The sequence below is a fragment of the Candidatus Methylomirabilis sp. genome (genome assembly GCA_036000645.1).
Taxonomy (GTDB): Bacteria; Methylomirabilota; Methylomirabilia; order Methylomirabilales; family JACPAU01; genus JACPAU01.
In genome coordinates this window covers 1-12227 of sequence record DASYVA010000163.1, presented here as the reverse complement: position 1 = coordinate 12227, position 12227 = coordinate 1, and the positions used below count along the sequence as shown (strand labels likewise).

General features: G+C 66.6%; 12 protein-coding genes. 6 read left to right on the top strand and 6 right to left on the bottom strand.

Going from position 1 to position 12227, the window contains the following annotated elements; genetic code table 11:
- The first annotated feature begins 130 nt into the window (after positions 1 to 130).
- Positions 131 to 982 (top strand): alpha/beta fold hydrolase, encoded by an 852-nt coding sequence (locus VGT06_09305; GenBank protein ID HEV8663320.1) that lies wholly within the window; start codon positions 131 to 133, stop codon positions 980 to 982.
- The gene (locus tag VGT06_09300) at positions 979 to 2526 is read left to right on the top strand and encodes a GH3 auxin-responsive promoter family protein (GenBank protein HEV8663319.1); all 1548 of its coding nucleotides are present in this window, start codon (positions 979 to 981) and stop codon (positions 2524 to 2526) included. The genes VGT06_09305 and VGT06_09300 overlap by 4 nt, the downstream gene beginning before the upstream one ends.
- 16 nt (positions 2527 to 2542) lie before the next feature.
- Here the strand turns inward: VGT06_09300 and VGT06_09295 are convergent, their stop codons facing one another.
- Both VGT06_09295 and VGT06_09290 read right to left on the bottom strand, forming a co-directional pair.
- Positions 2543 to 2797: a PGPGW domain-containing protein gene (locus VGT06_09295; GenBank protein ID HEV8663318.1), complete on the bottom strand. Its 255-nt coding sequence runs from the start codon at positions 2795 to 2797 to the stop codon at positions 2543 to 2545.
- A gap of 1 nt (position 2798) precedes the next feature.
- Positions 2799 to 4250 carry a PQQ-dependent sugar dehydrogenase gene (locus VGT06_09290; protein HEV8663317.1) on the bottom strand — a complete coding sequence of 484 codons (1452 nt, stop codon included), beginning with the start codon at positions 4248 to 4250 and terminating at the stop codon, positions 2799 to 2801.
- A 198-nt stretch (positions 4251 to 4448) separates the two neighbouring features.
- Here VGT06_09290 and lptF point away from each other — a divergent pair, with 198 nt between their 5' ends.
- From lptF to VGT06_09270, 4 genes are all read left to right on the top strand, one after another.
- Complete coding sequence (gene lptF / locus VGT06_09285) at positions 4449 to 5600, top strand: LPS export ABC transporter permease LptF (protein ID HEV8663316.1); 1152 nt, start codon at positions 4449 to 4451, stop codon at positions 5598 to 5600.
- Complete coding sequence (locus VGT06_09280) at positions 5587 to 6669, top strand: LptF/LptG family permease (GenBank protein ID HEV8663315.1); 1083 nt, start codon at positions 5587 to 5589, stop codon at positions 6667 to 6669. The genes lptF and VGT06_09280 overlap by 14 nt, the downstream gene beginning before the upstream one ends.
- Before the next feature lie 104 nt (positions 6670 to 6773).
- Complete coding sequence (locus tag VGT06_09275; protein ID HEV8663314.1) at positions 6774 to 7256, top strand: hypothetical protein; 483 nt, start codon at positions 6774 to 6776, stop codon at positions 7254 to 7256.
- Entirely contained in the window at positions 7226 to 8491 is a 1266-nt protein-coding gene (locus tag VGT06_09270; GenBank protein HEV8663313.1) for a DCC1-like thiol-disulfide oxidoreductase family protein, read from the top strand. The genes VGT06_09275 and VGT06_09270 overlap by 31 nt, the downstream gene beginning before the upstream one ends.
- On the opposite strand, the gene VGT06_09265 is transcribed toward VGT06_09270, so the two are convergent.
- From VGT06_09265 to VGT06_09250, 4 genes are all read right to left on the bottom strand, one after another.
- Complete coding sequence (locus tag VGT06_09265) at positions 8468 to 9337, bottom strand: sterol desaturase family protein (protein HEV8663312.1); 870 nt, start codon at positions 9335 to 9337, stop codon at positions 8468 to 8470. The genes VGT06_09270 and VGT06_09265 overlap by 24 nt on opposite strands.
- A gap of 199 nt (positions 9338 to 9536) precedes the next feature.
- A complete protein-coding gene (locus VGT06_09260) occupies positions 9537 to 10295 on the bottom strand; it encodes a glycosyltransferase family 2 protein (GenBank protein HEV8663311.1) in 759 nt (252 codons plus the stop codon).
- Positions 10296 to 10330: 35 nt separating this feature from the next.
- A complete protein-coding gene (locus VGT06_09255; GenBank protein HEV8663310.1) occupies positions 10331 to 12031 on the bottom strand; it encodes a glycosyltransferase family 39 protein in 1701 nt (566 codons plus the stop codon).
- Positions 12032 to 12073: 42 nt separating this feature from the next.
- Positions 12074 to 12227, bottom strand: a 154-nt coding sequence (locus VGT06_09250) for an adenosylhomocysteinase (GenBank protein ID HEV8663309.1), incomplete at its 5' end; no start/stop codon positions are given.

Sequence of the window (12227 nt, the reverse complement as noted above, 5' to 3'; positions counted from 1 at the left end):
TCTTTAGAAACCGGCACATCGGCGAGTCCTTCACAGCATTCCTGCGCCATCATCCTCTGGCACCCCCCTTGCCTCTTCCGCAGACCGCCACCAGCCATCCCGGCCGGATTGGCCGGAGCGGGAGGACCGCATGACAGTCGGCAAAGTGATCCCCGGGAACGGCGCCGCCTCGCACGCAGGGGGAAACGCGAGCGCGATGACGTATCCCGAGTACCCCAGGCTGGAGCGCGGGCAGGGCGAATCGGTTCTCCTCCTGCCCGGCCTGATGGGCCAGATCCACCACTGGCAGTCGGCGGTCCACACGCTGGGGGAGTTCTGCCGGGCGATCGCCCTGGAGCTCCCGATCTTCCACCCCGGGCTCCCGGAGGCCACGATCGCCGAGCTGGGACGGTACGTCCGGTGCTTCCTGCAGGCCCAGGAGATCCCGCGCGCCGTCCTGGGGGGCAACTCCCTCGGGGGACACGTGGCCCTGGAGCTGGCCGTGAACCACCCGGAGCGCGTGTCCGGGCTCATCCTGACGGGCTCCTCGGGCCTCTTCGAGCGGGGCTACACCCGCGGGGTCCCCCATCGCCCCTCTGCGGAGTACGTGCGAGAGAAGATGCTGGAGATCTTTCACGACCCGGCCCTCGTCACCCCGGCATGGGTCGAAGAGGTCACGCGCGTCGTGACCGCTCCCGCCTCCGCCATGCGGGTGGTCCAGTTTGCCCGCGCCGCCAAACGCCACAAGCTGGAGGAGCACCTCCCGAACATTCGCGTGCCGACCCTGCTCGTCTGGGGCGCGCAGGATCGGATCACCCCTCCCGAGGTGGCCGGACAGTTTCACGCGTTGATCCCGGACTCGCGGCTCACCTTCCTGCCCGATTGCGGCCACGTCCCGATGCTCGAACAGCCGCAGGCCTTCAATGCCGTCGTCCGGTCGTGGCTCGAGGCCACGCGCCAGCAGCGCGCGCAGCGGGCCGGGACGGCGGGAGTGGCCCGATGATGGTCCGCGCGGCCGGCTGGCTGCTCCGCGAATGCGCGGGGCGGCGGCGGCGCGTCCTCGAGGAGATCTGGCGGGACGCCGTCGCGACGCAGGAGCGCACCCTGCTCCGACTCGTTGCGACGGCGCGAAACACGGTGTTCGGGGAGGCCCACGAGTTCCCCCGCATCCACTCCGTGGCCGACTATCAGACCCGGGTGCCGGTCCGTGAGTACCTCGACTTCCGCCCGCTCTGGCAGCGCGCGCTGGCGGGCGCTCGGGGCATCACCTGGCCGGGGCGAACAGGCACCTGGGTGAACACGTCGGGCACCACCGCCGGGGACAAGGTCATTCCGGTGACGAGGGCAGCCCTCGCCTCGCATCGGAAGGGGGGGTGGGACGCCTTCCTCCTGGCCGCGGACCGGGTGGGCCCCGAACACCTGCTCGGGGGGCCTATGCTGTTTCTCGGCGGAACCAGCGCCCTCAAAACGGTGGGTCAGGGATGTCTGGTCGGGGATCTCTCGGGCCTGGTGGTCCGCCGGCTGCCCCTGGGGCTCCGGCGGCGCTACTCGCCCGGCCCGGCCATTGCGGCCATCACGGACTGGGAAACCCGGCTCGCCGCGGTGGCGGCGCTGGCGGCCCGACAAGACCTGCGTCTCCTCTCCGGGATGCCGTCGTGGATCTTGATCCTCCTCGAGCGCGTCGCGAGCCTGCGGCAAGCCCCCGGGGAGCCCGCCCGCGATCTGGGGGAATCCTGGCCGAACCTGAAACTCTTCATCCACGGGGGGGTGACCTTCGCCCCGTACCGGCGCGTCTTCGAGGAGTGGATCGGCCGGCCCCTCGAGTATCTCGAGGTCTACCCCGCCTCGGAGGGGTTCGTGGCCATGCAGACGGAAGCCAGCGGCGGGCTCACCCTCATGCTCGACTACGGGATCTTCTACGAGTTCATCCCCGTGGAGGATCTGGGCCGCGACCGGCCGCGGCGGCATACGGTCGCCGACGTGGAGCTCGGCCGCCCGTACGCGATCGCCCTGACCACCCCGGCGGGGCTCTGGTCGTACCTGCTCGGGGACACGGTCCGGTTCACGGCGCGCGACCCGCTGCGCCTGGAGATCACGGGCCGGACCCGACACTTCGTCAATGCCTTCGGCGAGAACGTGATCGTGGAGCACGTCGAGCAGGCCCTCGTCGAGGCCTCCCGGCGAACCGGCGCCGAGGTGGTGGAGTTCACGCTGGCGCCCCGCTATCCCACCCCGGCCGAATCACGCGGCGGCCATGACTGGCTGGTGGAGTTTCGCGTGTCCCCCCGGAGCCGGGAGGAATTCACCGGTGTCCTGGACGAAACCCTGCAGAAGCTGAACACCGACTACCGGATCAAGCGCTCGGGGGATGTGGGGATGCGTGGGCCCCGGCTCGTCGAGGTGCCTCCCGGGACTTTCTATGGATGGATGCGCGAGGCGGGCAAGCTGGGCGACCAGCACAAGGTGCCGCGCGTCACGAACAGCCGCGCCGTCGCGGAGGGGGTGCTGGCTTCCGCCAGGGCGAGCACCGGAGCGCGGCCGACTTGATGCGTGAAAATCTCCTTCAGCGGTGAGCGGAAGGACCAGGGCGACCGCCCAGGGAGGAGGCAACGCGGGCCATTTCCTGTTTCATCCGCTTGAGCAGGCGGCGGGCCCAGACGAACTCCGTGGCCAGGATCGCCAGGCCGAGCGGGATGACCACGACAGCCGGCCCCGGCAGGACGAGGAGCGCCACTCCGATAAGCAGAACGGTGCCGCCGACGACCGCGACGATCACGCGCTTCGCCTGCTTCAGCGTGACGAACGTTAGTCCCCGCAATTCACCCCTCCCGATCCCTCACGCTCAGGATACCACGGTGACCGCCAAGCCAGGTAAACGCAAAGCCACCGACGGCCACGAGCCCACCACCGGCAAGCACCAGACCGAGGACCGGCGAGGCCAGGGCCAGGCGTGCCCACCAGACGACCGGCCGCAGGGCTCCCCGAGCAGCCACCCGCAGCTCCGCTTGCGCCGCGATAACACCGGCGAGCGGCGGGCTCAACCGGTAGTAGGCGGCAACGAGGAACCGTCCCAGGCCATTGGTCAACAGGAATCGGTCCCGGAACTGGCGCAGGATCTGGACTTCGCGCGCCAGCGGGGAGCCGAACGCGGCCGTGGCGATGAAGCATCCCTGGCTCCCACCGCCGCCTGGAGATGAGACTCCACCGGTGATCCGGTGGACGGTTCCCCCCAGTCCGACAACATAAATCTCTCCTGCCTCATCTTCGCCGAAGGAAGAAAGAAAGAAATTCAGGCTGGTGTCGAGCAGTAAGGTTGCCGTGCCTCCGCTCGCCGCCGGAAAGAGCTGAAAGATTTCACCTGTGCAGAAGTCGCCGTAGACATAGGCCCCGACGGGCAGGCTCGACTGCGTCCCACGGTAGACGTACCCGCCGATGATTGAACAGCGCCCCGCAGCATGGCTGTACTCGTGGATGGGAGCGGTAAAGCCGGGTGAGCTGCAGGAGGCAGAGTCGAGGCCCGTACAGAGGGTGCCTTCGAATACACGCCAGCCATAATTGGCGCCGAGCGTGACAATATCGATCTCTTCCCGCGCGCCTTGTCCCACGTCGCCGGCAAAGAGCTGACGCGTGCCACCGCGATCGAACGAGAACCGAAAGGGGTTTCGAAACCCCAAGGCATAGATCTCGGCGCCTCCGGCAGTTGGGCCGAAAAAAGGGTTGTCCGCGGGCGAGGAGTAGGGCAGCGACCCACTCGGAAGGTCCACGTCTATCCGCAGCATCTTGCCCAGGAGTTCGTTGATGTTCTGGGCACGGTTGCCCGGGTCGTTCCCAGACCCACCGTCTCCCAGAGCGATGTAGAGGAACCCGTCGGGGCCGAACTCGATCATCCCGCCGTTGTGATTCGCGAAGGGCTGATGAACGACGAGAAATTGGATCTCGGCCGTCTCGGCCACGTTGGGGTCGGAAACGGACGCCCGGTATTCGGCGACGACGGTTGCGCCGTCAGTCTGGCGCGTATAGTTCACGAAGAAGCGGCGGTTGATTGCATACTGCGGATGAAAGGCCAGCCCGAGGAGACCCTGCTCGCCACCTGACAATACTGTCGACATGATGTCAAGAAAGATCGTCGGCGTCGTCGCTCCAGGCTGGAGCACTTTAATGCGACCCGGCTGTTCGACGATGAACAGCCTGTTCGTCCCGTCCCGCGCGCTGGTCAGGTAGAGTGGGCTGGAAAGACCCGTCAGAACGGGTTCGAGCTCAATCGCCGCCACCCGAGGACACATCGTGAGCAGAACTGCCAGACAACCGAGCACACAGAGAAGTACCTTCCGCATGAGAGGCTCCCGACTGGCGCCATTCCCCGTGCCACCGGCGCAGACCTATAGCAGCCTTCTCCACCAGTGGCAATAGGGAGTTTTTCCCGTGAATTTTCGGATAGGCTCGGGTAGGATGGCGAGTCGGAGGAGCCGATGCGCCTCGTGGACCGCTACATTCTGCGGGAGATGCTCTCCTCGCTCGGCCTGGGCCTGCTCCTCTTCACCCTGGTCCTCTTCGCCGGCCGACTCCTGAAGCTCATGGAGCTCATCGTGACGCGGGGCGTCCCGGCTGGGACGGTCCTCACCCTCTTCCTCTACCTCCTCCCCTCCTTCCTGGTCATCACGGTCCCCATGGCGGTACTCCTGGCCGCCCTCAGCGGCTACGGTCGCCTCGCGGCCGACAACGAGGTGCTGGCCCTCCGGGCGGCCGGGTGGTCCCTCTACCGGCTCATCGTGCCCGCGCTGCTCCTCGGGGGCCTCGCCGCCGCCGTGGGCGCCTACCTGTCGCTCGTGGCGCTCCCCTGGGGCAACCACGGGTTCCGGGATCTCCTCTTCCGGCTCTCCCGGACCAAGGCCACGCTGGCCCTGACCGAAGGCCTCTTCAGCGCTGAAATGAACGGCCTGATCCTGTACGTGCAGGAGGTGGACGACGAGACGGGAGAGCTCAAGGGGATCTTCGTGGCCGACGCCCGGGATCCCCGTCAGCCCCGAGAAGTCCTCGCGGCCCGCGGCCGCCTCCTGGGGGAGGAGGCGACCGGGGCTGTGACGCTCACCCTCGAGGAGGGGGCGCTCCACAGCAGGCCGGCGGCCGACCCGGACCGGTACCGCCTGGTCACCTTCCGGCGCTACGACATGCGGCTGGATCTCGGCGCGCCGGGAGGCGGGCCGGACCGGGAGCGCTCGCCGCGCGAGATGACTCTCGCGGAACTCACCGAGGCCATCCGGAGGGCCGAGGGGAGCGGGCGCGCCGCCCCGGCGTTCGCCTTCCAGATCCACCAGAAGCTGGCGAACCCGATGGCGGCATTGGTCTTCGTCCTGGTGGGGGCGCCGCTCGGGATCCAGGTCCGCCGGAGCGGCAGGGGGGCGAGCCTCGCCCTGAGCGTCCTGATCGCCCTCGCCTACTACCTCCTCATGGTGGCCGGCGAGGGGCTGGCGACCCAGGGACGGGTCCCGGCAGCCGTGGGGGCCTGGCTGCCCAACGCGGCGATCGGGGGGCTCGGTCTCGGCCTGCTCCTGCTCGGCGGGCGGGAGGGGCGCCTCGGCAGTCTGCTCCCGTGGGGGAGGGCGCGACATGCGCACCCTTGACCGCTACCTCCTGCGGGAGGGCCTGAAGATCCTCCTCCTCGCGCTCACCGTCCTCACCAGCGTGTACATCCTGGTGAATCTCCTCGAGAACGTCGGCCGCTTCCTGCAGGCGGGAGCGGCGCTCGGGGACGTCGCGCTCTACTACGTCCTGCTCGTCCCCAAGATCCTCCCGGAGGTCACCCCGGTGTCCGTTCTCCTCGCCTGCGCGCTGAGCCTGGGGACGCTCAACCGGCACAACGAGGTCCTGGCCATGCGGATGGGCCACTGGAGCACCCTCCGCATTGCCGTCCCGCTCCTGCTCCTGGGGGTGGCCGTCTCCGCCGGCCTCTGGGCGGTGACGGAGTATCTGGCCCCCCGGACGACCGCGCTGGCCCTGGACCTCAGCGAGACTCGCCTCGGCAAGGCCTCCAAATACCGCCGGACCCGAGAGAACGACATCTGGTATCGCGCGGGAGAGCAGACGCTCCTGCACATCGGGATCCTGCAGGCGCGGGAAGGCGTGCTGCGCGAGGTGACGGTCCTCCGCCTCGCGCCGGAGTTCGCCCTCGTCGAGCGGGCGGACGCACCCGTGGCGCGCTGGGAGGGAGAGGGCGTCGGCTGGGTTCTGGAGGGGGCGACCATCCGGCGCTTCGCCGGCGGGCGCCTGGTGGGAGTCCAGACGAACGCCGACTACCCGCTCGCGCTCAAGGATGGCCCCGAGGAGTTCCGGCAGGTCGAGAAGGACCCGGCCGAGATGGGGTTCCAGGAGCTCCGGCGGCACATTGAACGATTGCTCGCCTCAGGGGCGAACGTCCGCCGGGTTCTGGCGGACCTGCACGCCAAGCCCGCACTCGCCGTGCTCCCCCTGCTCATGGGCCTGATCGGCGTGGCCGGCGCGCTCCGCGTCGGCCGCCGCGGCCTCATGGTGAGCCTCGCGGCCTGCATCCTGGTCGCCTTTCTGTACTGGCTGGCCTTCTCCTTCAGCCTCTCCCTGGGCCGCGGAGAGGTCCTCCCTCCCTGGCTCGCCGCCTGGCTCCCGAACGCCGTCTTCGGGACGGCCGGTCTCGTCGCCCTCATGCGAAGCCGATAGGATCTGTTCTCGGAACTCGAAACCAAGAGAAGAATACTGGGGAACCGCTGATGCTCGAGAGCTGGAGACAATTCACGGGACTGACTTCGAATGAAAGCAGACCCGTGACGTGGGTCTTTTGGTCGAACGTCGCTGCGCTGCTGCTGTGCGTGGTCGGACTCCTGCAGATGTCCGGCTATTTGATCGGCGTCAGAACATTGCAGGGGCTTGGAGCCGCGACGGCGGCGTCTCCCTTCCCCAAGGTATTTTCCGATGTGGATGGGCTGGAAACTTTCGCTTCCCAGTTCGTGTTGCGAATTCACACGGCCTCGGGTGAGGACCTCGAGAAGGAAATTACACCCGAACTCTATCAGCGCCTCAAAGGACCTTACAATCGCAGGAATGTGTTCGGGGCTGCCCTCTCTTCCGCACCCCGGTTGCCCCAAGCCACCTGGCAATCGGTCTACTGCTACGGACTCCGGCCCCAGGGACCTCTTCGTACGGAGCTGGGCCTCCCGGAGGATGCCGTCCGCATCAGCGTGGCCATCCGGACCAAGACGCGCGGCCGAAGCAACATATGGATACTCGAGCCTTCCTGCAAAAAGTAAAGCCGATCTCCCCTTACCAGTTTGCGGCCTTCCGAATCGGACTCGGAGCATACCTCCTCGTCCACCTCGCCAACCTCATTCCGTACGGCGCGGAGCTGTTCAGCCATCAGGGCACGCTGCCGCGCCCACAACTGAATTTCACATACGGCATTCTTCCGAATCCCCTCGAGCACTGGGACTCCCCGCCTGTCGTCACGGCCTTCCTCGCGGCAATGATTTTCCTCGCCGCAGCCTACACCGCGGGATTCTACCGCCGCACTTCCGCCCTCCTCCTCTGGTACGGCTGGGCCTGCCTCTTCAACCGGAACAACCTGATCAGCAACCCGTCCATCCCCTACGTTGGCCTCCTGCTCCTGCTGAGCGTCCTGCTGCCTCATGGTGAGCCCTTGAGCCTGGGGCGCCGCAAGGAACCTTCCAAGTGGGCCTTTCCGGCGACGATCTACAGCGTCGCCTGGTTCCTCATGGCGGCCGGGTACACCTTGAGCGGCACGATCAAGCTCTCCAGCCCGAGCTGGGTTGACGGAACAGCCCTGGTTCACCTCCTCAACAACCCCCTGGCGCGGCCGGGAGTCTTTCGGGACATCTTCCTCGCGTCCCCGGAGTGGGCGATCAGGCTGCAAACGTGGGCCGTCCTGGCACTGGAGATTCTGTTTCTCCCTCTGAGCATGACTCGGATCACTAGGTCGCTGGCCTGGCTTTCCATGGTGCTGATGCACCTCTCGATCCTGCTGGTCGTGGACTTCGCCGACCTGAGCTTTGGCATGCTGATGGTCCACCTCTTCACCTTCGATCCAGCCTGGCTGCCGCCCCGACGGGGAGAGCGCGCACGCCTCCTCGTGCTGTTCGACGGTGTCTGCGGCCTGTGCGACCGGACAGTGGGTTTTCTCACAGAGGAGGATCGGTTGACGCTCTTGCGATTCGCGCCGCTCCAGGGTGCCACCGCGGCATCGATACTTCAAAGACATCCTGAAATTGAGGTTGATTCGAAGACCATCATCCTCGTCCGCGGATACAATACTCCGAACGAAACGCTGGCCCTGCGCTCGGAGGCTGTTCTCTGTGCCTTAGATGAGCTGGGCGGGATCTGGCGGGTGGTATCCTGGTTGCGCGTCGTCCCCGCAATCGTTCGGGATGCAGTGTACGATTGGGTCGCCAGGAATCGCTACCGCTGGTTCGGGAAGTACGCTGAGTGTCGGATCCCTACGCCGGGGTCACAGGACCAGTTTCTCCCCTGACCCCTCCGGTCGCCTCTCGCCCACTCTCCCCGCCCCGCTCCGTTGCTCCCGAGAGTCCGAGCACGCCCACCGCTTGCTGCACCCGATGCACGTGGGGAGGTAATGCAGTGGGGCTTTCTCTCCCGCCCCCGGGGCGTGGAGATCTCGAAAGGCCAGGATGTCCTCGAACCGATCCTCGCGCCACGCGTCGAAACCACACGTCGCCTCGAACCGAGCGGGGTTTTTGAACGTCCCGAAGAGCATGTCCCAGATCGGCAAATCGGCGTAATTCTGGGTGTGGTGCCGGTACTGATGATGCACCCGATGCGAATCGGGTCTCTGGACGATGTATCCCAGCCATCGGGGCGTGTTGATGTTCCAATGGTAAAAGTACTCGGCGATCGCGGTGAGGAACGTATAGTACGCGCCCGCCAGAATGCTACACCCGAAAATCAGAAACGCGATGACGGCGCTGAGAATAGAATTCAGGGCGATTTCGACCGGATGCTTGTAAAACGCCGTGAGAACCTCTATCCGCTGCGGCGAATGATGGAGCTGATGACAGAGGAGCCAGAAGAGCCGTGACTCGTGCCGGATCCGATGCCACCAATAGTACACAAAGGTCGAAAAAAGATACGTCACCAGGGCGGAAGGGATATCGCCCATATACTCGCGGATCCGGAACAGCGACACCCGGGCAAACCAGGAGTCCCAGGTGTACCCCGCAACGATCACGATCCCGACCTGAATGGAATTCACCAGGATGACGCGGGGATACCACGCGCGGACACGGGGGAGACGCGCAGCCGGCCACAGGCGCTCGACCGCGATAAATCCGACTGCAATCGCAGCGAGGAGCCACAACACCTGACTCGACCTCCGGGCGACCTCCGCGGACAGGCCTGTTGCAACCTAGAGGCCAGCCCGGCCCAGGACAGCCCGAACGGGTCCCGGCCTGACCCTTCGCTCCCGTCCCGCCCCACGGGGCCAAGGCTTACCCGCCGGGAGGCGGGCGTGACGCGAGGCGGGCGACTCCGCCGCCGGAGCTGACCCCCTCCCGGCCGAATCACCCGGACAGGTTATAGCGTAGGATGCAGTAGATCGCCCGGATCCCGTCCTTCCAGGTGATTTTCTTACCCTCGGCGTATGTGCGGCCCCAGTAGGAGATGGGGACTTCATAGACGCGCCAGCGGCCCTTGGCGACTTTGGCGGTGACTTCCGGCTCGAACCCGAACCCAGCTTCCCGGAGGTCAATCTGTTGCAACACTTCCCTCCGGAACGCCTTGTAGCAGGTCCAGACGTCGGAGAGGTTCAGATCCGTGAACATGTTTGAGAGAGTCGTCAAGATCCTGTTCCCCACGTAGTGCCAGAAGAACAAAACGCGATGTGGGCCTCCAAGGAACCGGGACCCGTACACGACATCGGCCATGCCCCGCTTCATCGGGTCCAACAGCCTGTGGTAGTCCTCGGGATCATACTCGAGGTCCGCGTCCTGCACGACGATGATCTCGCCCTGCGCCTCCGTGATGCCCCGACGGAGCGCCGCGCCCTTGCCCTGATTCTTCTCCTGGAAGAATGCCCTGATGTTCTCGGTGCGCAGCGGGTCTCCGGCCGGGGGGGAGGCGGCGCCGCCCGGGGCCCCCGAGGCAACCTGGGCCAGCCCTCGGAGAAATTCTCGGGTCCCATCGGTAGAGCCATCGTCCACAACGATGATCTCTTTCTCGATCTCCACGGCCTGGACTCGCCGCAGCAGCTCCTCGATCGTCTCCCGCTCATTGTAGACCGGGATCACCACCGAGAGCTTCGGCCGGCTCCGCTCGACCATGGCACCCTCGCCTCGGACAGCAGCAAGCGTTCCGGTCACCGCCTGGGGGCGCCCCCGGAGGGCGGAGCCGTCCCCGACGCCCCCGGCAGGCGACGCCCGATCACGACGTCCTGCTGCGAGCGGGAAACGCGGGAGCGCGCGACCGAGACCGCGGCAACCTCTTCCCACGGGAACGGGATCCGAACCTCGATTCCAGGGACGCGGTTGAAACAGAAATACGCCCCCTCGGCCTCCAGGATACTGCCGCCGTCGGGCCAGGCGACGAGGGCGATGGGGTCGCGGTAGTAGTAGACGAAGAGGGGGTGCACCGGCGTGACGCTGACCAGGCGATGGCCGTGCGGCAGTTCCTGCTTGAGGCGCGCGACGGCGCTTGCCGTGTCCACGCTCGTATTGAGGTGCTTGTTGATCAGCACGCCGGTAAACGTCAACCCCATGAAACCCGCCACCAGCAGGATCGCCACCCGCGCGCCGACCGGCGCGCCTCCCCGCCGGCTGACGCGGAATAGCACCGGTGCCGCCGCGACGCCTACCAGCGCGTACGCCAGGGCAAACAGGGGAGGCTGCGCCCAGGCAACCTCGTCCGGATTCGCCAGCAGGCTGAGGCTCAAGACTGCGAGCCCGGCAGCGACCATGACCCCGGCCATACTCCTGAGATACCACTCCCACACCCGCCGCCATGGCGTCCCGCCGGGTGACTCGGAAGACCGCTGGACCACCAGGCCGATCAAGAACGCAAGGCCGGGGTAGACCGGCATGAGGTAGCGGCCCCGGGCCCCAGGGGCGAGCCAGACCGTGGGGATGGCGATCAGGACAGAAATCGTCAGGAACGCCACAGGGGAGCGGGCATCCTCCAGGCGGTCCCTGAAGCCTCTGAACATGAAACACGACAAGAGCAGGGACCAGGGGAGGAGGGCGATGAAGAACTCAAAGGGGTACGACACGAGGTGCATGGCCACGGTCGCAACCGTATGGCCAATGAACCGCAGGCCGACTTCCCAGAACCAAATTTCCCGCACCCCCTGCCAGCCAAGGCGGAGATAGAGCGGGATCTGCCAGGCTCCGAAGATGACAGCAAAGGCGAGCAGGCCGGCCAGGTGCGCGCCGGTGAAGAGCCGCCGCCATTCCCGCCGAAGGATCAGGAAGAGCCCGACCGAGCCGGCGAAGTACACGGGCACCTGGGGGGCCTTCGCCAGGGTGGCCAGGGCGGCCAGTCCGTATCCCACCACCCAGGTCCACGCGGCCGGCCAGCCGCGTTCGTACCCCGCGTGCCAGAGCAGGAGCGCTCCGCCGAGGAGGAGGGTGAACAGCGCCTCGGTCTCGCCCAGCCGGCCGAGCTCCAGGACGTGGCCCATGGTGGCAAAGGACGCCCCGGCCGCGAAAGCTCCCAGCGGCGGGAGGAACCACCGCGCATAGCCGTAGACCAGAAGGGTCGTCAGGAGGGTTGCCAGGACACTCGGAAAGCGGATGGCGATCGGGTCCACGTCTCCCGTCGCCATGGCGACGAGCGCGATGACCCAGTTATGGAGGGGGGGACGACTCAACCACGGCTCGCCCTGCATCTTGGGGACGACCCAGTCCCCGTCTTCGAGCATCTGATAGGAGACCATCGCCCGCCGCGGCTCTTCCCCGCGGAGGGTCAGGGTCGTCAGTCGGCTGAAATAGATCAGACCGACCAACAGCACCAGCAACCAGACTTCGGGTTCCAGCCATCGGGGTGTCTGTCGCGCTGCGGCCATGCCCCGCTTCGTCAAACGGAGGAGAGTTGGGAAGGGTGCGCCCTACGTCCCGGTCTCCCAGGAGGCCAGATACTTCTTCTGCTCCGGCGTCAGCCGGTCGATCTTCACCCCCATCGCGCGCAGCTTGAGCCGGGCGATCTCCTCGTCGATCTCGCGGGGGACCCGGTAGACCTTCTTCTCCAGCTTGCCGGCATTC

Bases quoted from the DNA above. Each gene is read 5' to 3' on its own strand.
- VGT06_09270 (HEV8663313.1), top strand. From the start codon at position 7,226: ATGGATACTCGAGCCTTCCTGCAAAAAGTAAAGCCGATCTCCCCTTAC.
- VGT06_09255 (HEV8663310.1), bottom strand. From the start codon at position 12,031: ATGGCCGCAGCGCGACAGACACCCCGATGGCTGGAACCCGAAGTCTGG.
- VGT06_09300 (HEV8663319.1), top strand. From the start codon at position 979: ATGATGGTCCGCGCGGCCGGCTGGCTGCTCCGCGAATGCGCGGGGCGG.
- VGT06_09280 (HEV8663315.1), top strand. From the start codon at position 5,587: ATGCGCACCCTTGACCGCTACCTCCTGCGGGAGGGCCTGAAGATCCTC.
- lptF (HEV8663316.1), top strand. From the start codon at position 4,449: ATGCGCCTCGTGGACCGCTACATTCTGCGGGAGATGCTCTCCTCGCTC.
- VGT06_09305 (HEV8663320.1), top strand. From the start codon at position 131: ATGACAGTCGGCAAAGTGATCCCCGGGAACGGCGCCGCCTCGCACGCA.
- VGT06_09260 (HEV8663311.1), bottom strand. From the start codon at position 10,295: ATGGTCGAGCGGAGCCGGCCGAAGCTCTCGGTGGTGATCCCGGTCTAC.